Origin of the sequence: Phenylobacterium sp. J367 (assembly GCF_024699985.1) — a bacterium.
GTDB lineage: Bacteria > Pseudomonadota > Alphaproteobacteria > Caulobacterales > Caulobacteraceae > Phenylobacterium.
The window spans coordinates 652245-675999 of record NZ_JAJONA010000001.1 but is presented as its reverse complement, the minus strand read 5'-3'; the positions used below and the strand labels follow the sequence as shown (position 1 = coordinate 675999).

General features: G+C 68.9%; 24 protein-coding genes, 1 tRNA gene and 2 pseudogenes. 3 read left to right on the top strand and 24 right to left on the bottom strand.

Going from position 1 to position 23755, the window contains the following annotated elements; genetic code table 11:
- Position 1: 1 nt before the first annotated feature.
- The 20 genes and pseudogenes from virB10 to LRS04_RS03650 all read right to left on the bottom strand — a co-directional run bounded on the left by virB10 (position 2) and on the right by LRS04_RS03650 (position 17927).
- Positions 2 to 1132 carry a type IV secretion system protein VirB10 gene (gene virB10, locus LRS04_RS03745; RefSeq protein ID WP_257815218.1) on the bottom strand — a complete coding sequence of 377 codons (1131 nt, stop codon included), beginning with the start codon at positions 1130 to 1132 and terminating at the stop codon, positions 2 to 4.
- Entirely contained in the window at positions 1129 to 1980 is an 852-nt protein-coding gene (gene virB9 / locus LRS04_RS03740) for a P-type conjugative transfer protein VirB9 (RefSeq protein WP_257815217.1), read from the bottom strand. The genes virB10 and virB9 overlap by 4 nt, the downstream gene beginning before the upstream one ends.
- Positions 1977 to 2651 carry a virB8 family protein gene (locus LRS04_RS03735; protein WP_257815216.1) on the bottom strand — a complete coding sequence of 225 codons (675 nt, stop codon included), beginning with the start codon at positions 2649 to 2651 and terminating at the stop codon, positions 1977 to 1979. Before LRS04_RS03735 ends, virB9 begins: the two co-directional genes overlap by 4 nt.
- A 235-nt stretch (positions 2652 to 2886) precedes the next feature.
- Positions 2887 to 3822: a type IV secretion system protein gene (locus LRS04_RS03730; protein ID WP_257815215.1), complete on the bottom strand. Its 936-nt coding sequence runs from the start codon at positions 3820 to 3822 to the stop codon at positions 2887 to 2889.
- Between the two features lie 6 nt (positions 3823 to 3828).
- Positions 3829 to 4050 (bottom strand): EexN family lipoprotein, encoded by a 222-nt coding sequence (locus LRS04_RS03725; RefSeq protein ID WP_257815214.1) that lies wholly within the window; start codon positions 4048 to 4050, stop codon positions 3829 to 3831.
- Complete coding sequence (locus LRS04_RS03720) at positions 4050 to 6182, bottom strand: type IV secretion system protein (protein ID WP_257815213.1); 2133 nt, start codon at positions 6180 to 6182, stop codon at positions 4050 to 4052. Before LRS04_RS03720 ends, LRS04_RS03725 begins: the two co-directional genes overlap by 1 nt.
- Positions 6183 to 6279: 97 nt before the next feature.
- Positions 6280 to 6774, bottom strand: a pseudogene (locus LRS04_RS03715) (transporter); the annotation flags it as partial.
- Between the two features lie 352 nt (positions 6775 to 7126).
- Positions 7127 to 7471, bottom strand: coding sequence for a type IV secretion system protein VirB3 (locus LRS04_RS03710; RefSeq protein WP_257815212.1), 345 nt, complete (start codon positions 7469 to 7471; stop codon positions 7127 to 7129).
- Positions 7472 to 7475: 4 nt separating this feature from the next.
- A complete protein-coding gene (locus LRS04_RS03705) occupies positions 7476 to 7796 on the bottom strand; it encodes a TrbC/VirB2 family protein (RefSeq protein ID WP_257815210.1) in 321 nt (106 codons plus the stop codon).
- Entirely contained in the window at positions 7793 to 8422 is a 630-nt protein-coding gene (locus tag LRS04_RS03700; protein ID WP_257815209.1) for a lytic transglycosylase domain-containing protein, read from the bottom strand. The genes LRS04_RS03705 and LRS04_RS03700 overlap by 4 nt, the downstream gene beginning before the upstream one ends.
- A gap of 119 nt (positions 8423 to 8541) precedes the next feature.
- On the bottom strand, positions 8542 to 8835 hold the full coding sequence (locus LRS04_RS03695) for a helix-turn-helix domain-containing protein (RefSeq protein WP_257815208.1): 294 nt from the start codon (positions 8833 to 8835) through the stop codon (positions 8542 to 8544).
- A 167-nt stretch (positions 8836 to 9002) separates the two neighbouring features.
- Entirely contained in the window at positions 9003 to 9227 is a 225-nt protein-coding gene (locus LRS04_RS03690) for a response regulator transcription factor (RefSeq protein WP_257815207.1), read from the bottom strand.
- Between the two features lie 193 nt (positions 9228 to 9420).
- Positions 9421 to 10008, bottom strand: a complete 588-nt coding sequence (locus LRS04_RS03685) for an isoprenylcysteine carboxylmethyltransferase family protein (protein WP_257815206.1) — start codon at positions 10006 to 10008, stop codon at positions 9421 to 9423.
- A gap of 80 nt (positions 10009 to 10088) precedes the next feature.
- Complete coding sequence (locus tag LRS04_RS03680; protein ID WP_257815205.1) at positions 10089 to 10634, bottom strand: MAPEG family protein; 546 nt, start codon at positions 10632 to 10634, stop codon at positions 10089 to 10091.
- Positions 10635 to 10652: 18 nt separating this feature from the next.
- The gene (locus LRS04_RS03675) at positions 10653 to 11264 is read right to left on the bottom strand and encodes a cation transporter (protein ID WP_257815204.1); all 612 of its coding nucleotides are present in this window, start codon (positions 11262 to 11264) and stop codon (positions 10653 to 10655) included.
- A pseudogene (locus LRS04_RS03670) lies at positions 11261 to 14448 on the bottom strand (efflux RND transporter permease subunit). Before LRS04_RS03670 ends, LRS04_RS03675 begins: the two are co-directional and overlap by 4 nt.
- A 4-nt stretch (positions 14449 to 14452) precedes the next feature.
- A complete protein-coding gene (locus LRS04_RS03665) occupies positions 14453 to 15613 on the bottom strand; it encodes an efflux RND transporter periplasmic adaptor subunit (RefSeq protein WP_257815203.1) in 1161 nt (386 codons plus the stop codon).
- Positions 15610 to 16563, bottom strand: a complete 954-nt coding sequence (locus LRS04_RS03660; RefSeq protein WP_257815202.1) for a TolC family protein — start codon at positions 16561 to 16563, stop codon at positions 15610 to 15612. Before LRS04_RS03660 ends, LRS04_RS03665 begins: the two co-directional genes overlap by 4 nt.
- A gap of 349 nt (positions 16564 to 16912) precedes the next feature.
- Positions 16913 to 17242: a hypothetical protein gene (locus tag LRS04_RS03655; protein WP_257815201.1), complete on the bottom strand. Its 330-nt coding sequence runs from the start codon at positions 17240 to 17242 to the stop codon at positions 16913 to 16915.
- A 46-nt stretch (positions 17243 to 17288) separates the two neighbouring features.
- Positions 17289 to 17927 carry a cation transporter gene (locus LRS04_RS03650; protein WP_257815199.1) on the bottom strand — a complete coding sequence of 213 codons (639 nt, stop codon included), beginning with the start codon at positions 17925 to 17927 and terminating at the stop codon, positions 17289 to 17291.
- Between the two features lie 142 nt (positions 17928 to 18069).
- On the opposite strand from LRS04_RS03650, the gene LRS04_RS03645 reads away from it, so the two are divergent.
- On the top strand, positions 18070 to 18516 hold the full coding sequence (locus LRS04_RS03645) for a helix-turn-helix domain-containing protein (RefSeq protein WP_257815198.1): 447 nt from the start codon (positions 18070 to 18072) through the stop codon (positions 18514 to 18516).
- Between the two features lie 59 nt (positions 18517 to 18575).
- Complete coding sequence (locus LRS04_RS03640) at positions 18576 to 18989, top strand: Fur family transcriptional regulator (protein WP_257815197.1); 414 nt, start codon at positions 18576 to 18578, stop codon at positions 18987 to 18989.
- 192 nt (positions 18990 to 19181) lie between these two features.
- Here the strand turns inward: LRS04_RS03640 and LRS04_RS03635 are convergent.
- From LRS04_RS03635 to LRS04_RS03630, 3 genes are all read right to left on the bottom strand, one after another.
- Positions 19182 to 19258: transfer RNA gene (locus LRS04_RS03635), tRNA-Arg, on the bottom strand.
- Between the two features lie 85 nt (positions 19259 to 19343).
- Positions 19344 to 19655 (bottom strand): P1 family peptidase, encoded by a 312-nt coding sequence (locus tag LRS04_RS26540; protein WP_308238069.1) that lies wholly within the window; start codon positions 19653 to 19655, stop codon positions 19344 to 19346.
- Between the two features lie 31 nt (positions 19656 to 19686).
- The gene (locus tag LRS04_RS03630) at positions 19687 to 20367 is read right to left on the bottom strand and encodes a P1 family peptidase (RefSeq protein ID WP_308238068.1); all 681 of its coding nucleotides are present in this window, start codon (positions 20365 to 20367) and stop codon (positions 19687 to 19689) included.
- An 88-nt stretch (positions 20368 to 20455) separates the two neighbouring features.
- On the opposite strand from LRS04_RS03630, the gene ggt reads away from it, so the two are divergent.
- The gene (gene ggt, locus LRS04_RS03625; RefSeq protein ID WP_257815196.1) at positions 20456 to 22201 is read left to right on the top strand and encodes a gamma-glutamyltransferase; all 1746 of its coding nucleotides are present in this window, start codon (positions 20456 to 20458) and stop codon (positions 22199 to 22201) included.
- Here the strand turns inward: ggt and LRS04_RS03620 are convergent.
- On the bottom strand, positions 22195 to 23688 hold the full coding sequence (locus LRS04_RS03620; protein WP_257815195.1) for a sensor histidine kinase: 1494 nt from the start codon (positions 23686 to 23688) through the stop codon (positions 22195 to 22197). The genes ggt and LRS04_RS03620 overlap by 7 nt on opposite strands.
- Between the last annotated feature and the right edge of the window lie 67 nt (positions 23689 to 23755).

Below are 23755 nucleotides of genomic sequence, written 5' to 3'. Positions count from 1 at the left end.
CTCACCGGCTCTTGAGGCCATAGACGCCGGAGAAATCGAAATCCTGCGCAACGAAGATCGAGACCTCGGAGCCCTGCGCCTTGCGCAGTGACGGCGGGATGTTGATCGAGTTCTGCACCGCAATCCCAGCGGCGTCGGACGGAAGGCGGGTGATGTTGGAGCCGTTGTTGGGACCGGCGACGGCATAGGCGGCGTCATCGACGATGCTCAGGAGCAGCGCGCCGCCGAACCGATCCCAGAAGTGGGTGTCGACCTCGCCGTCGAAGCCCGCGCGCCCAACCGGATCAGCGGCCGGCGATCCCAACGCGATGGCGACGCCAGCGGGCGTCACCGCCCGGGTCCACAGCACGAACAACCGCCGCTGCCCCTGCCGAAGGCTGGAGCGGTACTCGCCCAGCACCTTGGTGCCCTTCTCCATCAGGACGACGGCGCCGTTGTCCGACAGCACGTCGCGGGGGATGAGGCAGCTGACATAGCCGGGCGTCGTCGTGTCCATCGCCGTCTGCAGGAGGCAAGGGATGTTCGCGCCCGCGACGATGAGAAAGTTGCGGTCGGGCAGCCGGGCGGCCCGCGACTGGCCGATCGACGAGCCGCGCCGAAGCTGGTCGAGCTCGGTCGACTCCCGCGCCGATCTGTCTTGCGCCTCCAGGACGGCGGGCATAACAGGCCCGGCGCCGCCACTGCCGCCCCGCGTATAGGCCAGGATCGGCGCACCGCGGATGGCGCTGACTTCCGCCTGGCGGCGGCTCGCGGCGTCCGCCGCGGAGGGCGGGCCGCCGGCCGTGGGCTGGAGCGCCGGAACCGAACCGCCAGCCTCGGTCGGACCTAGGTTGGGCGCATTCGCGCCCGGCGCAGCCAAGGTCGGGGAAGCTGACTTCATCGCCGGCTCGAACGGCACGACCTGCCGCGCTGGCTCATCGCGCGGGGGTTCGGCCTTGGGCCTGTCATGGCCCCAGGTGGCGGCGACGAAGACACCGCAGCCGGCCACCAGCGCGGCGACCGCGACGCCCTTGCCGGCCAGGCCGGAACCGAGGCGCCCGGCGATCGGCGAGATCGATCGCTCAAACGCGGGGGCCGTCCGGCCCTCTGCCGATGCGGCTACGGTTTCATACGGTTCGGCGGCGTCGGTCATGGCTTGGCCGCTCCCTTGTCGGTCCGCTGGACGTCGGGCGCGGCTGTGCCGGTGGCCGGATTGACGCCGTAGGGCTCGAAGGCCTGGTTGTAGATGCAGAGGACATCTCGTCCCCGCCGCAGGCGCAGCTGCTGGACGACCGCGTGGACGACGACGAATTCGCCGCGGACGTCGAAGGGGATCAGGCTTTCCGTGCCGCTGGATTCCACCTGGTAGATGGCCGGCACCTGCTGATTGCCGGGAAACCGCATGAGCGTGAACCGGCCGTTGTCCGAGACCTCGGACGGCTGCAGAGCGGTCGCGCCCTGTACGGCGTAGTTGAGGTTCCGCCGACCCTCTACGGCGGCGCGGTCGAGCTTCAGCTCGACGATGCGCCGCTCCAGCGCCGCGGCCTGGGCGGTGAGCGCCGACGTCGCCGCCGCCTGCTCGTCCTGCGGATAGCGGAAGCGCAGGCCGAAGACGGTATCGCGCGTGTTCCGCGCCGAGGAGCCGGACCGCGTCGAGAGTTCGAAGGTATAGTTGCGGGTCTCGCCGCCGCGGCTGGTCGTGACGATCAGGTTGGTCGGCGGCCGCGCCGCCTTCGGCTTGACGAAGAGGATGTTCTTTTCGGCCGCCACGTCCCAGCCGGTGGCGTCGCCGACGGCCACGTGAAGAATGGTCTCGTCCGGCCCCAAGAGGATTTGGGTCGCCGTCCGGAAGACGCCGGTGATCTTCACCACCGCCCATGGGTCGTAGTCGATAACCTTGATGCGCGGGTCGGACGGTCCCGATTTCGGGGTGTCCAAGGCTGAGGCGGGCGAAGCGCTCACCAACGCGGCCGCGATGACAAGGGCGCCGAGCGTTCTCATCGCACCACCTCCGGATCGGCCCGGTAGCTGGTCACCTGGAAGCCGAGCGGATTGCGGAGGCGGTCGGCTTCGCCCATCGGGGCGCGGGTGTAGCTGTAGGCGACCGTCGCAATCCAATCGGTCTCGGTGATCTGCTGGCTCTGGCGCACGGTCCGATGGAAACGGACGTTGGCGACACCGTCGGCGACAAAGCTCACGGCGCGGATGTCGATCTGGGCCTCGCCAGTCGGACCGAACACCACCTGCGGGCTCTGCGGATTGGCCGGGCGGAAGGCGTCGGCCCAGCGCTGTTGCTCGGCCGGGGTCGACATGATCGAGACTTGGCGGAAGTTGGCTTCGGCGGCTGGAGCCAGCCAGCCCTCGCGGGCCCGGACGTACTGGGCCAAGAAGTGCTTGGTGACCGCCTCGTCATAGGACAGCGGCTCTTCCGACTTCAGAGCCGTCATGACGTCGACCGCGCCGGTGCTGCGGTCCACACGAACCACGAACGGTTCGACGCTCTTCAGTGGAGCCAGGGCGGCCACGGCGCCGACCGCCGCGGTCGCCACGATGGATGCGAAGGCCGCCACGCCCCAGGCGAGACGGCGTGAGCGTTCGGCGCTGCGGATCTGATCCGCGTTCCAGCTCTTCGCCTCAGCAAAATAGCCCTTGAGATCGGCTTGAGCGTTCATGCGCAGCTCCCGAATGAGCTGTTGGAAGCGGCTGACGAGAGCTTCCTGGGTTTGGCTTCACCACCGGCAGCCGGAGGGGGTAGCGCTTGGCCAGTTGGGGTCGGCGCGAGGACTGAGCCGTACGAATTGGCGGGACGCAGATGCTTGCCGTCACAGACCGCGAGCTTGCCACCGCCGGTCGTGGCGCATCCGGCCAGGGCCAACATCGGCAGAAGGGTAAGAACACGCATGCGCATCAGGCTCGACCTCCAGCGGGGCGGATAGAGCCGCCGCCTCGCGGGGCGCTGCGGCTGGCCTCTTGCGGACCCTGTGGTGCGCCCGGGCGGGGCACGCCGCTGAGCGAGGCGGCGTTGGCGAAGTCGGCGAGGCTCGCGCTGGCCCCGCCGGCGATCCCGGCGGCGATGGCGGGGGTCTGCAGGAAGAAGATCGACCCGAGCAGGCACAGGGCGACGAACAGCAGCCCGCCAGCCATGGGATCGGAGCCTTCGATGCTGCCCCACTGCTGGGCGACCAGCGACAGGATCAGCTGGAAGACGGTGATGATCAGGGCGAACAGGACCAGATAGTTCACCGCCTGACTAAGCCAGCCGAAGAAGAACCTCCGGGTGGCATCGAAGAGGGCGCAGGCGACGAAGATCGGACCCAGCGCGATCAGCAGGGCCAGCGCCACCTTGGCGATCAGCACCACACCGAAGCCAATGGCGGCCGCGAGCGCGCCGACGATGTAGACCACCGCGCCCAGGATCCAGGGTCCGAAGTCAACCGGGCTCGCCTCCTTGGTGATCTTCTCGGCGAGGTAGGCTGCGCGGTTGAAGAAGTTATCGAAGGCCGAGCCAACATCCGGAACGCCAGACCCGCTGATCGCCTGGGTCAGCGTGTCGGGCAGGACGTGGAATAAGGGCTGCGTGATGTAGGTCGAATAGGCGACCGTCGTGGCCAGCATGTAGATGAAGGCCAGCTTGATGCTGCGCACGACGAAATCCATGAACGGCTCCTGGATGGCGCCGCGCAGGATCGCGAACCCATAGAGCAGGACGTAGAGCACCAGAGCGGCCCGCAGCGGGCCCGAGACCTCAGCCATCACCGAGCTGGCGCGCTCATTCAGGAAGACGTCGAGCTTGCTGTCGACGAATCCATAGGCCGGCTGGAAGATGTGCAGGGTCTCGGCCACGACGGATCAGAACCCTTTGCGGTAGGCGTCCATGCGGGCATCACGCTTGGCAGAGGCGACCGCCGCCTGGGCGTTTGTGCACTCTTCGCCTCGGTGAGCACCGGTCTTGCAATCGCTGACCACCTTCGCAGCCTCATCCTGGTGGGCCTCGAAGTAGCTGGAGCTCCGCGGTTGCGGTGAGCAGGCCGCTAGGCCGGCGAGTGTCAGGCCGAGAACGAGACGACTCATCATTGGAATCCCTGCTTGTAGGCCGCCATGCGCGCCTCACGCGCCGCCAACATCCGTTCGCGATCACGCTGAGCCTGCAGCCGATCCTCGGCCGCCTGAGCCATGGCGATACCTTGCAGCCTCATCTGGTCGTTGGCGATCATCGCCTGCTCGGTGGTGGCGCGGGCCTGCAGGTCCATGACGGCCCGGGCGTTTGGCGCAGTGTCGATCGCGGCTTGGAGATCCTTCAGCCCTTCGAGCCGTCGGGCGCCGGCGTCCGTGACGCTCTGGCCCAAGGCGAGGTCGCGGGCGGCGCGCTGCCCGGCCGCTTCGAGATCGGCGCCGAGCGGATCGCCGGCCGGGGCCGTGTAGAGTCTGTTCGCGGAGCGGATGGCGTCTGCCTTGGCGCCGATCGCACCCAGCGCCGTGAAGTCGCCCTTGGCCGCTGCTGTGAAGGCCGAGGTGTCCGGTAGGATGGATCGCAGCGAAGGGACTCCGAGCGCGCTGGCGATCTTGCTGACGCCCGAGGGGTCGTTGAGGCTCGAGAAGAGCTGCTGGCCCTGCGTGACCTGCGCCTTCAGCTCGTTCAGCTGGCTCACAGCCGTGGTCGCCTGCTGGATCAGCTTGGCATAGCTGGCCGCGTCATAGACCGCGAGTTGGGCATGGGCGGCCGATCCGCCGAGCGTGACGGCGCCCACAAGGGCGATGGTGATCAACGGGCGCTTCATGGGATCGTCCTTCGTTCGCGGTGAAAGGGCTCGAGCCAGTTGTTCGGATCGTCGCCGACGCGCGCCCGGATCCGGTCGAGGAGATCGACCGTTTCGGTTCGGCCCGAGAGAACGGCCAACTCGTCGTCCAGGCCGTCGAGACGCAGCTCCGCGACCACGGAGTTGAGGCCTTGCTTGATCAGGAACTGGCGGGATTCCCGGCGCCAGTTCTTCGCGGACTAGGGCGAACTCGCGCCGGGTGAGGCCGAAGCCTTCAACGTAGTCGCGCTCGGCGGCGTGGGCATTGGGCAGGAAGATCTTGGTCGCGCACTGCTCGAGAATGGTGTGGGCGATGGGCGAACGCAGGACGTCGGCCGGCGACTGAGTGCCGAACACCATGAAGGCGTTCTGCTTGCGGTAGGTCTTCAACCCGTCCTGGGCGAGACCGCGGAACGCCTCATCGCCCAGCGCCTTCCAGAATTCATCGATGTCGATAACGAGCCGACGCCCGTCCACCAGCGCGGCCAGCCGATGGAAGAGGTACATCATCATCGGCGTGCGGACCTCGGCGTTGTCCAGCACGTGGGTCATGTCGAAGCCCAGGAAGCGGGCGTCGAGGCCGAGGGCGTCTTCATCGTTGTCGAGCACCCAGCCGAGCGCTCCACCACGACACCACTTCTCAAGACGCGCCCCGACGCCGCCGGCGTCGCGCTGTCCGAGCAGCGCTCTTAACGCCGAGAGGGACCGCTGTGCGGGCGGTAGCGGGCCGAGCGCCACAATGGCCTCGTCGATCGCATGCTCTTCCTGGACGGAGAGCGGGCGTTCGCCTGCACCGACCAGTTGGCGGATCAGCTGGCCGAGGAAGGCTGCGGCGCCCGGGGTGAAGTCGAGGGCCTTGAGCGGCGCGAAACCGGTCGGCTCACCGTTGCGCAGGGTGAGGTATGTTCCTCCGCACGCGCGCACGAAGATCTCCGCGCCCCTGTCTTTGTCGATAAAGACCTGCTGGGCGCCAAACTTCTCCAGCGCGGCCAGCATGAAGTTTTGGACCACCGTCTTGCCCGAGCCGGACGGGCCGCAGATGAAGGTGTGGCCGAGGTCGCCGACATGGAAGTTGAAATGAAAGGGCGAGCCGGCGGAGGTGCGCAGGAGCGCAACCGCTGGGCCCCAATGGTTGCCCTCAGCCCGGCCCGCCGGGTGCGTGTGGAAGGGCGCCAGCGCTGCGAAATTGCGTGAGGTGATCGCCGCCGGCCGGACCCGCCGGCCGAAGTTGCCGGGAAACTGCGCCCAGAAGGCGGCTTCGAGCGCTAGGTCCTCGCGGGCCGTGACGAGACCAGAGTCGGCGAGCATGGCGCGAGCGCTGGAGAGGTTGTCGGCGAGTTGGCGGGGGTCGTCGCCATAGACCAGAACCGACGCCTGGTGGTCGCCCATGGCAAAGCGGTTGGACATCAGATCGTCGAGCGCGTCGCCGAGGCCGGCGATCTGGGGAGGCCGCCCGGTCTCGCGCCGAGAGCATCTGGTTCTGCTTGCGCTCCATCACCGCGCGGGCGGCGGCCTTCGACAGGAAGCTGAAGGATTGGCTGGCCACGAAGGCGAAGCGGGCCGACAGCAGGCCATTCCAAAGTCCGGGACGGGTGACCGCCGGATATTCCTTCACCCCGAAGATGCCAGCGAACCTGGCGTCCGCAGCGTCGCGGATCTCCAGGGCCTCTCGACCAAAAATGACCCTCGCCGAGTAGACCGCCGAACCGAGGTGCCCGCGGATCAGGGGCACGCGCTCGCGCCGTCCGGTCAGGATGAGCCGCAGCACTTCCAGAGGCTCGGAGAACCAGCCGCCGTCCCGCTCGTAGAGGCCGAGCGTGCGGACGCCATAGCGGCTGAGGTATTGCGCCAGGTCGCGGCCGGCGTCCTGCAGCCGCTTGACCGCTTCCTCCTCATCGTCTTCCGACCGACGGCGCTTGACGATCCAGGCGCCGGCCCGTTCGGCAGCATCACGGCCAGGATGCAGGACCAGGGTGAGATAGAGCTCGTTGACGAACATCTTGGTCGTGCCGAGGCGGGCCCGGTATCGGGCGTCAAGCTCGACGGCGAATTTCGAGCGGAAGCTACCCTCGGGATATCCCTCATGGCGGCGGCGCACTAAGTGATGCCAGACCGCCAGATGGTCGTTCGCGAGGTTGCGCCAGGCGCTGTTGAGCTTCGCGTGCCAGTCGTTGAGGTCGCGCACATCGGCCGTCTCGAAGCTGGCCCCGTCCAACTGGAAGGTCATCATCAAGGCCTGGGTGTCGAGGCCGATGATCTCGCCGGTCACATGCCGCGCGTAGGGCAAGGCGCCGCGAGGATCGAGGTCTCGCCCGAGCGTGGAGGCCGCCGCGCGCGGCTGGAGCAACAGGCTAGCCACGGATCACCTCTGCGGCGACGTAGCGGCGCTTCAGGGGAAGCGGCGTCGATGAACTGCCGCCCCAGGTCGCGCCGTTGCGGGCGCGGCCCTTGGTGTCGACGAACATCCACAGCACACGGAACGCGTTGTGGTCGTGCTTGCAGATCGCCTGGAAGACGACATGCACCGCTGGCGCGATCAGCAGATAGGCCGGTGAGTGCGCGGCCAGGAAGACCGTCCCCGTGACCATCAGGTTAAGGCCCATGGCCTCCATGGGCACGCCCGCGACCATGGCGGGGCGAGTGCAGGCGAGGAACAGGGGGTCCTCAGTCAGGCGTTCGTCGGACTCAGCGGACATGAGGTCATGCCCCGCCGCTGCCGCCGGTGATCAGGTCGACGATCCCCGCTGCGCTGAAGATGACGATTATGCCGACGACGACGGTTCCGGCGCGCCGCATGTCCAGATGTCCAAACATCCAGGCGATCCCGGTGATGATGATGGCGATGACCGCCAGGCCCCGGATCACGTTGCTGTTCAGCAGATCGATGATGTTCTGGATGAAGGTGCCGATGTTGCCGCCGACGCCGGCCGACTGGGCGAAGGCCGGGCTGGCGCTGGCGAAGGCCATGACGCCGACCAGGGCCAGGCGGCTGATGAGGAGCTTCTTGCCGCGCACGCTCACTGGAAACCTCCGGATGTTGTGGTGGAGACGGTGGTGACGAAGCTGCTGCGGGCCCGATGGACCTCGCCGAAGACATCCCAACTCGGCGGGATTTCAGGCGGTGCTGAAAGCGAGGGTTCCGAAAGACTGGCTGGGCCTGCGCCGCCAATCGCTGGCACAATTTGGTCAGCGGCGCTGGCGACCTTCGCGACGTAGCCGTTCCTGAACCCGCGGGCGGGATGCCCAGTGTTGTAGTAGGAGAGGGCCGTCTTCAGGGCAGCCTGCTCGCCCACGCGGGCGGCGTTGCTGCGCCCGTAGCCGTCCTGAAGAATTCGGGCGGCGGCTCTCAGGTTCGTGCAAGGCTCGAAGACTTCCTCCAGACTGAGGCCGAGCCAGGACAGGTTCTTGCTATTGATCTGCGCCAGGCCAAGGTCGATGCTCCGGCCGGCCTTGATGAGGGCCGCAGCCTTAGCAACCGCGTCATCGACCGAGGTGGGCTTGACGGCGATGCGCGGTACGCCGTTGACGCCGATGGCCAGAGGCTCGAACCCGCTTTCCACCTGAACCACTGATAGGAGCGTCTCCGGCGCGACGGCCGGCGCGCACTGCGCGGCGAGGGCAAGGGCGGCGGTGAGCGTGAGAGCCATGGGGAACGCCTGGCGGTGTGGGCTTCGACAGAGAGACCGCTCCTGGGCCTCGACTGCGATGTTCACCGGAGGGCGTGCTTGTCGCGAGGCGCAAGCCTACCCACTCGGAGGGGGTAGGCTTACGGTGCGCTTGCGGTGATGAGGCCCAGTTCGCGGGCGCGAACGACGGCTTGAATGCGGGTCTTCACACCGAGATGGCCGCAGACCTTGATGATGTGCTTCTCGACGGTCCGCCCCGACAGGCCAAGAATGCTGCCGATGTCAGTGGCGCTTTTGCCCTGCTGGACCCAGGACAGACACTCAAGCTGTCGTTCAGTGATCAGCCGAGAGGCGATCAACCGATCTTCGCGATCGGTTGTCGGGCGAAACGAACGGGGCTCAGCCCGCCGTGCGTAGTCGGAGCGGTTGGCCAAGGGACCGACCTCCTAGCTAAGGTTTGCCCCCCTAACTAGACCGGTGATCGGATGCAGCTGGCCAACTGAAGTCCCAGGACTTCGCAAGCTACGAGACTGACACCACTACTAATTGATTCCAAACCACTGCGTGCTGGGTCAATTCCGCAGAATCTCGGACCGCACTTTTACGGAGGTGAACCTGAGAGGAGCCCCAATTCCGTCGCCCTTGCCACCGCTTGTGTTCGGTTGCGAACCTTCAGGCGCTCGCAGGCCTCGCCCACATACTGGTCGACTGTTCGCGATGACAAACCAAGCGTTGCCGCGATCTCTAGGGAGGTCTTCCCGGCAGCAGCGTGGCGCAAGCATTCGATCTGGCGAGGGCTTAGACTTGGTGCGGCATCGTTAGGCACTGGCGCACCCACAGCACTTAACGCGCATAGAATCGCTTCCTCAAGGCCTTCTTTTGCTTCGCAAATGATGTAGCAGCATACCGGTTAAATCAACCTGAAGCTGTCCTCGCGCAGCCTCTCGCCTGCAGTCGCCGCGCGTGACAGATGCAGCGCTCAGAACCCTGGGATAGCGGGCTCGGCGCGGGCGATCGCTTCAGATCCAGCGGCGCGTCTTCGAGCGGTAGGCTTGATAGGCTTCGCCAAGCTCCCGCTCCAGGTGTTGCTCCTCCAGGCGCACCTGGACCTGCATCAGCACCTCGCCTAGCAGGCAGGCTGACAGCGTCATCGCGTTGGGAAAGACGAGAAGAAGTCCCAGCAGGTTGACTCGCATTCCAAGGAAGATCGGGTTGCGCGAAATCCCGAAGAGACCCGTCGTCACGAGCGGCGGCTGGGCCAGCGTATCGATTCCGATGCGCCAGGACCGCCCCATTTGGCGCTGGGCGAGCACGATCCAGCCAAGCGACAGGAGCAAGACGGCCCACCCAAGACCCGACATGACCTCGACCTGCAGCCATGTCAGCGGGCCCAAGAGCTCCGTCGGCAGGCCGAAGGCGACCGCGGCCAAGCCTGCGAACAGCATCAGGAGCAGAAGCCGGAACCAGTTGCCGACAAAGCCGTGCGGGCTGTCATCGCGCGGGAGGACGAGCGCGTTCACCCCGTCCCGGCGCCAGAGCCGCCAGGTAGGCCAGACGAACGCGACAGCGAAGAACAGGACGTAGAACAGGAACAGGGCAATGCGCATGGCGAGATCTCCTCGCCGGCAAAGCTAAATCCTCTAGAGACTAGAGGATCAAGGCCAAGCTGCGTCGTCTCGGGGGAGCGTCAGCGCCCGGAAAACGCCAGCCCGCCCGCTAGCAGGAGGGCGGCGATTGTTGGAGCCGCAGTCAACACCATGCCGCCGGCGCGCCCGGGCGCCTTCCGACGATAACCCAAGGCGAACCAGATGCGGCCGGCCAGGAAGAAGGCGACGAGGATGGGGATCAGGATGAGTTCGCGCCCGCGTAGTGTCACGGCGAGCGCCAGGTAGGCGCCCACGGCCAGGACGGTTTGCTCAAGCGAATTCTGCAGGATCGCGCGCGGCACGGCGATGGCCTCGCTTGCTGCCGCGAAGGCCGAGCCATCGATGTCGGCGGGTGAGTTGAAGCGACCTCGGCTGACCTGACGGATGCAGACGGCGAGCCAGAGGTGGATCGGGATGCTCCACTTGAGGGCGTAGGCGAGATGGTCTCCGACCTCACCACTGAGCGGCGCCCCAACCAACCATAGTGGAAGCCAAGCATAGGCCGGAGCGCCGATCAGCACCGTGATGGCAAACGCCAAGGCGCCGCCGCGCAGCACACCTTTCTGGTCTGCGCTGAGTTGCTTCATGTCAGCGCCGCTGCTCGATCATCGCTGCTCGCCATCGTCATCAATAGCGCCGTCAGTCTTGCGGGCGTCCTCCAGAATTTCCAGCCCGCCCTTCACCGCGATGATCGCCACGATCACACCGACGACGAGGTCGGGCCAGGCCTGGTCCAGCCACATGACCATTCCCCCGGCGACGAGGATGCCGCCGTTTGAGGCGAAGTCGTTGAAGCTGAAGGTCTCGGCGGCGCGCATGTTGACGTCGTCGCTTTGGGCGCGTCGGATTAGCATCAGGCAGACGAGGTTGATGACCGCCGCCACGACGGCCATCGCCATCATCGTCACGCCGAACGGCTCCGCCCCGAACAGCCACCGCCGCCCGACGTCGAGGATAACGGCCCCGGCGAAGACCAGGAGCAGGATGCCCGAAAGCCGCGCCGCGCGCCGCTTCCAGAGGAGACCGCGACCGACGGCGAGGAAGCTCAGCAGGTAGACCACGGAGTCGGACGCATTGTCCGCCGCATTGGCGATCAGGGCGCTGGAGTCGGCGAGCAGCCCGCCGACGCCCAGCCCCACGAACAGGAGCGCGTTGAGGATCAACACCACGAGCAGCGTGCGTCGCTGCGCATGGTCCCGGGCGGAGAACTCGGTCATGTGGTCGCCTCAACGAGCTTGCGGCGACGTGCGAGGGCCCGGCCCGCGAAGGCCGGCAACACCACGAGCGTCAGGAGGGTCGCCGTCAGCAGCCCCCGATGACGACGGTCGCCAGCGGCTTCTGCACCTCAGCGCCGGCGCCGTGCGCGATCGCCATGGGCATGAAGCCCAGGATCGCAACCAGCGCCGTGGTCAGCACCGCCCGCAGCCGCTGCATGGCGCCTTCCACGGCCGCGTCGTCTGGCGAAAGGCCGGCGTCGAGGCGCTCGCGGATGGCTTGCATCAACACGAGGCCGTTGAGCGTGGCCACCCCCGAGACGGCGATGAAGCCCACAGCGGCCGAGACGGAGAACGGCATGCCTCGCAACAGCAGGGCTAGCGCGCCGCCGACCAGCGCCAAGGGCACGCACGCGAACACCAGGGCGGCCTGGGCAGCCGATCCCAGCGCGAAGTACAGGAGCACCGCGATCAGAACGAAAACCACCGGGACGAGCACACCCAGCCGAGCCTCGGCCCGCTGCAGGTTCTCGAACTGACCGCCCCAGTCCAGCCAAACCCCAGCCGGGAGCTGCACGTCACCGACCGCGGCTTGGGCGTCACCCACGAAGCCGCCAAGGTCTCGGCCCCTGACGTTCGCCTGGACGACGATCCGCCGTTTGCCGTTCTCCCGGCTGATCTGGTTAGGCCCCTCGCCTTCCCGGAACCGCACGACGGACCCAAGGGGCACAAAACTGGCGCCGTCGTTCACCGCAAGCGGCGTCTGGGCCACGGCCGCGAGGTCGTTGCGGGCGCTGTCGGGCAAGCGCACGACAACATTGAACCGTCGGTCTCCTTCAAAGACGCGGCCTGCCTCCCGGCCGGCCAGCGCGATCTGGACGGCGTCGGCCGCATCGGCCGCGTGCAGCCCGTAGAGGGCGGCGGCGGCGCGATCGACTTCTGCGGTGATCATCGGCAGGCCGGACACCTGCTCCACCCGGACGTCGGCGGCCCCGCGGATCTTGCGCAGCGCGTCGGCGATCTGGTTGGCGGTGCGCTCCATCTCGGCGAAGTCGTCGCCATACACCTTGACGGCGACGTCGGACCGGACGCCGGAGACCAGTTCGTTGAACCGCATCTGGATCGGCTGGGTGATCTCGTAGGCGTTGCCGATCTGAGTGGCGGCCGCCTTCTCGATCTTCTCCACGACCTCGGCCTTGGAGAGGCTGCGGTCAGGCCAGTCCTTCTCGTCCTTCAGCACCACGAAGGTGTCGCTGATGCTGGGCGGCATGGGGTCAGTCGACACCTCCGCCGTGCCGGTTTTCGAGAAGACGAGCGCGACTTCAGGGACGCGCATGAGCGTCTTCTCCAGCCGCGCCTGCATCTCGATGGACTGCTCAAGCGAGGCGCTTGGCACGCGCAACGCCTGCACCAGCACGTCCTTCTCATCGAGCGTGGGGATGAACTCCCGCCCGAGTGCGAAGAAGGTCAGGAGGCCAATCAGCACGGCGACGCCTGCGCCGGCGGCCACCGACATCGGCCGCGCCACGGCCCAGCGGGTCGCCGGCTCGAACCAGCGGCGGGCGAGCTTTTCGGCCTTGGTCTCGTGCGCGGTAGCCGGAGCCTTCACCAGCAAGGCCGTCATCGCTGGCACAAACGTGAAGGTCAGCACGAACGCGCCGGCGAGCGCCAGCATGACCGTCGCCGCCATGGGCTGGAACATCTTGCCCTCAACCCCTTCCAGAGCGAGCAGCGGTGCGAACACGAGCAAGATAATGGCTTGGCCAAAGGCGGCGGGTCGCACCATCTGTTTGGCGGCGGCCGTGGCCTCCTCGAGCCGTTCGGCCAGCGTGAGGTCGCGCCCTTCAGTCTGGCGCCGCAGGCCCATGCGGGTGAGCGTGTTCTCCACCACCACGACGGCGCCATCGACCAGCAGGCCGAAATCCAGCGCGCCCAGGCTCATCAGGTTTCCGCTGACGCCGAAGCGGTTCATCCCGATGACGCCGAAGAGAAAGGCCAAGGGGATCACCAAGGCGGTGATGATGGCGGCCCGCACGTTGCCGAGCAGGAAGAAGAGCACGGCGACGACGAGGAGCGCGCCCTCCGCCAGGTTCGTCTGGACGGTGCGGATCGTGCGGTCCACCAAGTCGGTGCGGTTCAGCACCTCCTTCACCGCCACGCCCGGCGGGAGCGAGGGGGCGATCGCCTCAAGACGCTCGCTGACCGCCTGAGCGACCGTTCGGCTGTTTTCGCCCGCGAGCATGAGGGCGGTGCCGATGACCACCTCGACGCCATTCTCCTGCGCCGCGCCGAGCCGGACGGCTTGCCCAAGCTCGACCTGCGCGACGTCGGACACGCGCACGACCAGGCCGTTGCGGTTGGTCACGGGCGCTGAGGCGAGGTCCGCGAGGGAGGTGACGCGCGCGTCGGCGCGGACCACGAAGGCTTCGCCGCCGCGAGAGATATATCCCGCGCCGGCCACCGTGTTGGCGTGCTCGACCGCCTCCACCAGCTCGTTCAGGCCGACCCCGTAGGCCGACAGCCGGGCGGGGTCGGGACGGACGGCGTACTCTTTCACATAGCCACCGATGGTATCGATGCCGGCGACCCCGGGGGTGGTGCGCAGCTGGGGCGTGACGATCCAGTCTTGGACGGTGCGCAGGTAGGTCGCCTTTTGCCGCTCCGTGACCAGCCGCTCGCCCTCCGGCGTTAGATAGGACCCGTCGGGCTGCGGGCCCGGGACGCCGGCGCGGGCGGCCTTCGAGGGGCGGAACTCGACGGTCCACATGAGGACCTCACCCAGTCCTGTGGTGATCGGCGCCATCTCTGGTCGAGCGTCGGCCGGCAGATCCTCGCGCACGGCTTCGATGCGCTCGTTCACCTGCTGACGGGCGAAGTAGACGTCCGTGCTGTCCTGGAAGACGGCCGTGATCTGGCTGAAGCCGTTCCGGGAAATGGAGCGCGTCTCCAGCAGGCCGGGGATGCCGCCGAGGGCCGTTTCCACCGGGAAGGTGACGCGTTGCTCGATCTCCTCCGGCGACAGTGCGGGCGCGATGGTGGTGACCTGCACCTGCTTGTTGGTGATGTCCGGCACCGCATCGATGGGCAACCGGAAGAGCTCGGAGACGCCGAAGGCGCCCACCAGCACGGTGACGAGCACGACAAGGATGCGGTGGCGCACCGAGAGCGCCACGAGTTTGCTCAGCATGGCGTCAGTCCTCGTGCTCGGCTTCGCCCTTGGAGAGCTCGGCCTTGAGGACAAAGGCGCCGCGGCCGGCGATGCGCTCGCCACCCTTCAGCCCCTGCACGATCTGGGTGAAGCCGGCGCCGGAGCGTCCGGGGGTTACCGGCTGCGCTCGGAACCCACCGTCCTCCGCGACAAAGACCACGGAGCGGCCGGCGACCGTCTGCACAGCTTCCGAGGGGACAGTCGGATAACCGCCAGCTTCCGTCGCGATGGAGGCGCTCACGGCCGCGCCGGGCGTCAGCCGCCCGCCGCTCGGCCGCGCGCGGACCACGGCCGCGCCAGTCGCGCCCTGCGCCAGGGGCGCAATGCCGACGATGACCGCGTCCGCTTCCGACCCGTCAGAGCCGATGACCTTGAGCGGCGCGCCGACCCGCAGCTTGGCGGCGGCTTCGGCCGGAGCGTTGAACACCACCTCCACCTGGTTGGGGTTCGCGACCTCGGCGACAGGACCGCCCTGGCTGACGAAGCCGCCCGGCGCGACCTGCAGGCCCGTCACGATCCCGGGGATGGGGCTGCGGACCGTGGTCTCGCCAGACGCGGCCGGCGTGCCCGCCGCAGCCACCTTGGCTCTAGCGGCGACCGCCTCGGCGCCTGCGCGGGCCGAGGCCGCGCGGGCCGCTTCAAAGTCCTGCCGCGCGGTAACGCCCGCCTTGAACAGACGCTCCTCGCGCGCGAGCGCCGCCCGAGCGGCTTCGGCCTCCGCGCCGGCGGCCACCGACTCTGCCCGGAACGCGGCGCCCTCGGCGCTTCGAATCACAGCCAGACCTGACCCGGCGCCGACGTTGGCGCCGGGCGCCACCAGCACGCGCACCACGGCCCCGGACACCGGAGCGGCCACCGCGGCGCGCGCGCTGGGGGAGGATTCCACACGCCCGGTAAGGCGCAGGTCGCCGGCTCCGCCACGCGACACTGTGACCACCGCGATGCCGGCGGCGCTTGCCTGTTGCGGGGTGAGCTTGACCTCGGAGCCGCCGCCTTCGGCGTGCTCACCTTCCTCTCCGTGCTCTTCTTCAGCCGGGGCTTGAGGTCGGTTGATCACCGTGGACAGCGCGAAGCCGCCGACACCGGCTAGCACGACGGCGGCCGCGACGGCGCCGTAGAGACGCTTATCGTCCCTCTTCATCATTGTTCTCCCGGGGTGGCGACGCCGCTCAGCCGCGCCAGGGCGGCTTGGGCGCTGATCCGCTCAACGGCGGCTGCGATGGTCTGTTCGCGCGCCTCGGCAAGCGCGCGGCGGGCGGCGACGAGTTCGGAGAGCGGCAGCCGACCGGCCTCGTAGCCAATGCGGGCGAGACGATAGGCCTCCTGGGCGGTGCTCTCGCCCTGCCGCGCGGCCGTAAGACGGCTGCCCGCCGCGGCACTCCGCGCCGCGCTTGTGCGGACGGCGGCCTCCGCTTCAAGGCGAGCCGCGTTGAGCCGCGCCTCTGCGACGGCGGCCTCGGCTCGCGCCGCGGCGATATTACCGCGGTTCTGGTCGAACAACGGCAGGGGCACGGACACGCCGGCGACCAGCGCCGAGGCGTCGTCCTCCTCGAAGCGCCGGACGCCGATGGAAACGGTCACGTCTGGAACGGCGCGGCGGCGCTCGACGCGTAGACGGCGGGCTGCGGCCTCGCGTTCCGCTTGAGCCGCGAGATACGACGTAGTCGCCGACGCGGCCGGGTTCGCCCCTGGGAAGATCGGCGCTGTGGAGTCCAGCAGGCTTGCCGGAATGGAGGTGATGGGAGCGGCCGCTCCGGCCAGGGCCGTGAGGTTCCCGAAGGCGGTTGCGCGAGCCGCTTGGGCCTCCTCAACGGCCGCCCGGGCCGCCTGCACCGCCGCCTGCGCCTGCAGACGGCGAAGCTCAGCTTCCCGTCCGGCATCGACCAGCGCTGAAGCGATCCGGCCGTCCTCCTCCGCCAAAGCGAGGGTCTCGCGTGCGAGTTGAACGCGTCGTTCCGACGCTTCGGCCTCGGCATAGGCGGAAGCCAGGTCGAACGCATATTCCGCCTCGGCACGCCGCGCCTGAGCGCGCGCGGGCGCCGACCTCGGCGCGACCGGCGGCCAGCCGAGCGGAGCGCTTTCCGCCGAGCTCAAGCGTCTGGCCAACCCGCGCGGTCGTTTCTGACAGGCTCGTACCCCGGAAGGGTCCGGAGCCGGAGAAATTCTCGACCTCAAGCTCGAGGGTCGGATTGGGCAAGGTCCCGGCTTGGCGAGCGAGTCCTTCGGCCCGTGCGATGTTGGCGCGCGCTTCGGCCAGTCGGGGGGCTGTGGCCTGCGCCCGGGCGAGCAGTGCGGCGAACGGCGGCGCAGGTTCGGCCATGGCGGCGCCGGCTGCGCCGATGCTGGCCAGCAGGAGCAGTCCCGCCAAAGGCGGCCTGCGGAAGTCGGGTTTCATGTTGTCCCTCTTGAACGTGACGGATGGGGCGCGTCAGCGCGCGAACCGTCAGGCTCTCGGAGGTCGAATCAGGCCGAACTTTGGATCGGAGGTCGGCACCCGGTCACGCGCGAGCGGGTGAGCCACCGCCAGCAGTGGGGCAGAGAGCTCGTTCACGGCTGGCGTCGCGGTCACGTAGGGCGCGCTGTGATGGCAGTGTCCGTGGACGCAGATCCCCGGGCCCTCGTCGAGGGGCTGCGGATCCAGATGGTCGGCGGCGACAGCGGCGACGGGCATCTCGGCCGCCACGGCGCTGATGCTGCCTTCATCGCGGCAGAGAAGGCCATCCAGACCCGGCCCCAACGTGAGCACGGTCAGCACGAGCGCGGCGAGCGCCATGCCGACCTTGCGCCACCAGGGTGAGGTTCGTGCCATCGCGCCGGACCTATACCGAGGCCGATGACTGACGGGAATGCGTTATAACATCCGGCCCGGCGGTGGCCGCCTTCAGCTCCTGGCGCGCCTGGACGGTGATTTGCCAGGCCGAGCGTAGGAAGATCGCGGCCAGCAGCACGCCGACGACCAGGTCAGGCCATCGGGAGCCTGTGATCATGACAGCGACGCCGGTCGCGGCCACGGCCAGGCACTGGATCAGGTCGTTGCGCGTGCAGAGCCAAACCGAGCGCACGTTGGCGTCGCCTTCCCGATAGCGGACCAGCAAAAGGGCGGCGAAGAGATTGGCAGCCGCGCCGAACAGGCCGAGGCCCGAGATCGTCGCACCTTCGGGCGGTGCGCCCACAAAGGCCCGCCACACAGCGAACCCGAGGATCGCGAGCGCCATGGCTGCCAGGCTACCGCTCTTGATGAAGGCTGCGCCCGACCGAACCTGCACGCTCTTACCGATCGCCCAAAGGCTCAGGCCGTAGGTCGCCGCATCGGCGGCGAAGTCCAAGGTGTTTGCCGCGAGCGAGGCTGAGCCGGCCCAGACGCTGCCGAGCGCCACCACTACAAAGCCGACCGCATTGATGGCGATGACACCGCCTAGCGCCCGCTTGTAGCCGGCGGAGGCGCCGTCAAAGGCCACGGCTTGGCCACAGCCGCAGCCGCCGGAGACGGCGGGCTGGGTTTCGGACGAAGTGGAACAGCTGGACATAAGGCGAATGTGCATCCTCTAGCCGCTAGAGGATCAAGAGCCTATTTTGCGGAGTCAGCAGCGGAGACCACGAATGCCGGCGCACACCATTGGGAAGCTCGCCAAGGCCACGGACGTGAAGGTCCCGACGATCCGCTTCTACGAGCAGATCGGGCTACTGCCGGAACCTAAGAGGACCGAGAGCGATCGTCGCGTGTACGACGACAAGGCCGTCCGCCGCCTCGCCTTCATCAAACACGCCCGCCAGCTCGGCTTTCCCATAGAGGCGATCCGCATCCTTCTCGACCTCTCCGACCATCCGGATCGTGCATGTGACGACGCCAACGCCCTGGCGCAGGATCAACTGACGGCGGTGGAGGCCAAGATCGCGAAGCTTCAGGCGCTGCGAGCCGAACTGCAGCGCATGGTGGACGCAGGCTGCCAAGGACAGGCCGCCGAATGCCGTGTGATCGAAACTCTGGCTGACCACAGCCTCTGCCAGCATGACCACGCAGCGCCTGAGCGGATGGCGCCGGTATGACCATGTCTTGTTCCCATGTACGCGGAGCCGAGCCGGCGACGGGGGCGGTCGCGAAGGCGGTGGCAGCGGCCGAACACAAATGCGTTGCGGCAGGTGAACGCTGGACGGCTTCCCGCCGACGCACTTACGAGCTCCTCATCAGGGCGGGCCGGCCAGTCAAGGCCTACGACCTAATCGCTGGATATGCGGATGCAGGTGAGACTGCAGCCAAGCCTCCGACAATCTACCGGGCCCTTGATTTCCTCGCCGCGCATGGGCTGATCCATCGCATCGAGAGCCTGAATGCGTTCCTCGCCTGCAACGTAGAGGGCCACGCTCACACCGCGCAGTTCCTGATCTGCGATTGCTGCGGCCGGGCGGAAGAACTTGATGCCGGGATCGAGACCATCGTGGCTTCGGCGGCGAACCGACGCGGCTTCACGCCCACGCGGGTCATAATGGAGGTGCACGGAGCCTGCGCCGACTGCACCTAGCCTCCTCAGTGCGCCGCAAGTAGGCCGCGCCGACCTCGAACTGCAGCGAATATCCGCCAGTCACAGCGTGAGAACGGCGGCGTTCTCCTGCCGTTTCCGCTCAAACCCCAACCTAAACCCCAACCTAAAGGGCTTCCTAGGTTGGGGCGGACGTCACAGCCAGCCCCTAACGCCTGGTTTTGCTAGAGAAAATGGCGCGCCCGGAACGATTCGAACGTCCGACCCTCAGATTCGTAGTCTGATGCTCTATCCAGCTGAGCTACGGGCGCGCATTGCCTTACGGCGAGGGCGCGGAACCTAGTCAGGGCGGATCGAAAGCGCAACCCCCCTTCCGGCGCCTTTTGGCGCACGGCCTCAGGCCGGCAGATCGCGCCAGCAGGGGACCTCCGCGCCCGGCCAGGCCGTGGCTTCGTAGACGCCCCGGGCGACCGCCCGGGCGAGCGCATCGGCGGCCAGCGCGCCCAGGCGGGTGAGGGTGAAGTTGGCGGGCTCGGCGAGCGGCCTCGCGCCGGTCGAGAGTGCGAAGACCACGTCGCCGTCGAACATGGCGTGGATCGGCCGGATGGCGCGGGCCAGCCCGTCCTGGGCCATGACCGCCAGCCGCCTGGCCTGGGCCGGCGTCAGCGCCGCGTCGGTGGCCACACAGGCGATGGTGGTGTTGCGCAAGCTCCCCGGCGCCTTGGCGAGGCCCCAGTCCTCAGGCGGCGCGACAAGCCCGCCCGGACCCAGGCCGCCGAATTCCTGGCCGATCTCGTAGGGGCGCCGCCCAGAACGTCCGTCCGCCGGGCGCCACCGCCGAGCCGAAGCTGTTCACCGCCGCGAGCGCGCCCACCGTATAGCCGTCGTGGCTGACGATGGAGGCCGAGCCCACCCCGCCCTTCAGGGCGCCCGCCATGGCGCCGTAGCCCGCGCCGGCCGTGCCCAGTGCGAAATCCTCGGCGGCCGCCGCCACCGCCGCGCGGCCCAGCGCCCGGTGCGGCGGGCTCTCGCCCCAGGCCTTGTCGCCGCCGTTGGCCATGTCGAACAGGATCGCCGCCGGGACCACCGGGGAGGGCGGCACGGCCGGGTCGGGCGAGAGGCCATAGCCGCGGCCCCGGGCGCCCAGCCAGGCGACCACGCCGTCCGCCGCCGCCAGGCCGTAGGACGAGCCGCCGGAAAGCACCACGGCGTCCACAGCGTCCACCAGGTTCTCCGGCGCCAGCGCATCGGTCTCACGCGTGCCGGGCGCGCCGCCGCGCACATCGACGGCGCAGACCGCGCGCTCGTCCGGCAGGATCACGGTCACGCCCGTCCGGACGCGGACGTCTTCCGCCTGCCCCACCTTCAGGCCGGGGACGTCGGTGATCAGGTTGCGGGCGCCGGGACCGGGAGTCTGCATGGGATCAAGGGCTCGCACGCCTTGGCGTTTGTTGTCCACGCACGCGCACCGTAAAGGTGGCCCCTCAGACCCCGGAGCCCGCCCGCCAGTGCCGATCGTCAAGCGTCTCACCGCCGTCGCCCTCGCCGGGCTCCTTGCCGCCTGCAACACCACCTCCGCCACCGCTCCCCCGCCGCCGGCGCCGGCCGCGGACCTGCCCACGACCGAGGGGACCGCCGCCCACGCCATGGTCGCCGCCGCCAATCCCATGGCGGTGGAGGCGGGCCTCAAGGTGCTGCGCGAGGGCGGCTCGGCGGTGGACGCCGCGGTCGCCGTGCAGGCGGTGCTGGGCCTCGTGGAGCCGCAGAGCTCGGGCCTCGGCGGCGGCGCCTTCATGACCTACTACGACGCCCGCACGAAGACGGTGACCGCCTACGACGGCCGCGAGACGGCGCCCAAGGCCGCCACGCCCGAGCTGTTCCTGGGCGCCGACGGCAAGCCGATGAACCGGATCGAGGCGATCCTGTCCGGCCGCTCCACCGGCGTGCCGGGCGCCGTCGCCATGCTGGCCATGGCCCAGGCCGATCACGGCAGGCTTCCCTGGAACCGGCTGTTCGCGGAGGCCGAGCGCCTGGCCGACCAGGGCTTCGTGGTGCCCCGGCGCATGGGCGAGGCGGCGAACGGACGCTCGGCCCAGGCCCGCACCGCCGACGCTGCCGCCTATTTCACCAAGCCCGACGGGACCCGGATCAAGCCCGGCGACACCTTCCGCAATCCGGCCTACGCCGAGACGGTCCGGAAGATCGCTGCCGAGGGGCCGAAAGCCCTCCTCGAAGGTTCGATCGCCGAGGCGATCGTCGCCAAGGTGCGCGAGGGCGACAAGCCCGGGGCCATGACCCTGGCCGACATGCGGGCCTACAGGCCCCGCAAGGGCGCCGCGCTCTGCCGGCCGTTCCGGGTCTATGTGGTCTGCACGCCGAACGCCCCGTCCGGCGGGCCCGCGGTGCTGGAGGGCCTCGGCCTTCTGGAACGCACCGACATCGCCGCCCACGGGCCGGACACTGTCCAGGGCTGGTACCTGTTCAGCCAGGCGAGCCGGCTGATGTACGCCGACCGTGACCGCTACATGGGCGACCCGGCCTTCGTGGACGTGCCGGTCGAGGGTCTGCTGGACCCGGCCTACCTCGATGCCCGCGCGAAGCTGATCAACCCCGACCAGGCGGGGCCCGCGCCGCCGCCCGGCAATCCGCGCGGCGCGGGCGTGCGGGCGCCCGACGCCACGAAGGAGGTCGCCGGCACCACCCATTTCGCCGTCGTGGACGCGGAAGGCAACGCGGTCTCCATGACCACGACGGTCGAGAGCATCTTCGGCTCGGGCCGGATGGTCGGGGGCTTCTTCCTCAACAACCAGCTCACCGACTTCTCGTTCGCGCCCGCGAACACCGACGGCGCGCCGGCGGCCAATGCGGTGGCCGGCGGCAAGCGGCCGCGCTCGTCCATGGCGCCCGCCGTGGTGCTCGACCGCCAGGGCCGGTTCGTGGCCGCCGTCGGCTCGCCCGGCGGCCCGGCGATCCTCGCCTACAATCTCAAGGCCCTGACCGCGACGCTCGACTGGAAGCTGCCGATGCAGGACGCCCTGGCGCTGCCCAACCTGATCGCGTCGGGGACCTTCTACGCCGCCGAGGTGGACAAGTTCGCCCCCGGCGTCCGCGATGGCCTGGCCGCCAAGGGGGTGCAGCTCAGGTCGGGCGCCGGGGCCGAAGGCTCGGGCCTGCACGGCATCGAACGGCTGCCGGACGGCTCGCTTCGGGGCGGGGCCGATCCCCGGCGCGAGGGCGTCGCCCTCGGCTACTGAGGCTTCTTCGCCGTCCGGGAACGGGGCGCCACGGCCGGCGGCGGGGCGCCGGGCAGGCGCAGCTCGAAGGTGGAGCCCGCCAGACCGGTCTCGATCAGGTCGACGTCGCCGCCGTGGCCCTGGGCCAGCTCGCGGGCAATGGCCAGGCCGAGGCCCGCGCCCTCCGGCCGTGCCGAACCGGAGAACGGCTGGAACATCCGCTCGCGCATCCGCTCCGGCACGCCGGGTCCGTTGTCGGCGATCCGCACGAGGCTGGCGGCCTCGGCCTGGACCAGGCTGACGCGGATGCGGCCCGCCGCCTTGCGGCCTTCCTGGTGCTCGATGGCCTCGCGGGCGTTGCGCAGCAGGTTGACCAGGATCCGGTGGAGCTGGTCGGGGTCGGCGATCACCTGCTCGGCCTTACCCACCTCGTTGACCAGGCGCACGCCCTCGTCCGACAGCCGGGCCTCTTCCGCGGCGGCTTCCACGGCGGGCGCCAGGGGCAGGGCGCGGGGCTCGGGCGCCGCCTCCTGGGTCTTGCCGTAGGCCAGCACGTCGGTCGCCAGCTTCACTGCCCGGTCCAGGGCGCGCTCGAGCCGGGGCAGGGCCTGGCTGACCTTGGGGTCCTTCAGCGCCGCCAGCCGTTCCGACGCGATCTGGGCGCTGGTCAGCATGTTCCTGAGGTCGTGGTTGATCTTGGCCACCGCCTCGCCCAGCGCCGCCAGCCGGGCGCGCGAGTTCAGCGCGGCGCGCAGGTCTGCCTGCATGCGGTCGAGCTCGGCCTCGGCGCGGCCGATCTCGTCCCGGCGGCCCGAGAGCTCGATCTTCGCGGCGGGGTCCTCGGGGTCGGCGCGGAACCGCTCCATGGCGTGGGTGATCTTCTGCATGGGCCGCACGAGGAACAGGTTCAGCGACAGATAGACCAGCACGCCGGCCAGGCCCGAGACGAAGGCCACGATGATTACGACTCGCCAGAGGTAGCCCCAGAGCTCCTGCTTCAGCTCGGCGTCGGGGGCGACGACCTCCACATAGTCGGCCTGGATGAACCGCGGCTCGGCCCGCACACGGACATAGCGGCCGTCGCCGCCGAACAGGGTGTTGAACGGCCCGCCGAGCCAGGACGCGGGCCCCTGCTGGCGCAGGTCCACGAGATAGGGCCGTTCCGGCCGCCTTGCGCCCTGCAGCACGAGCCGCAGGCCTACGTCCTCGGTGGAGATCGCGACCCACTCGACGCCGGCGCCCTGGAGGAGCTGTTCCCGCTGGCGCAGCGTCATGCGCTCGGGCGCGATGTCGGAGATCCGGGAGATGGTCTCGGCGGCGCGGACCCGGTCGAGCAGCCAGCTTTCCTGGTAGGCGGCGAGCGCGGGCGGGAGCGCCATCATGCCGCCGGCCGCCACGAACAGGATGGTGAGCGTCAGCAGGCGGGCCGAGAGTCCGCCCGGCCAGAAAAGTCGGCGCCCTCGGCGGCGGGGGAAGTTCCTGCGACGTGGGCGCGTCCGCCATGACACTCCCGTTAAATCACAGAACAGCCTTGGGCAACGCAGGGTCCCCTAAAGCAGAGCCTCATAGCGAAAT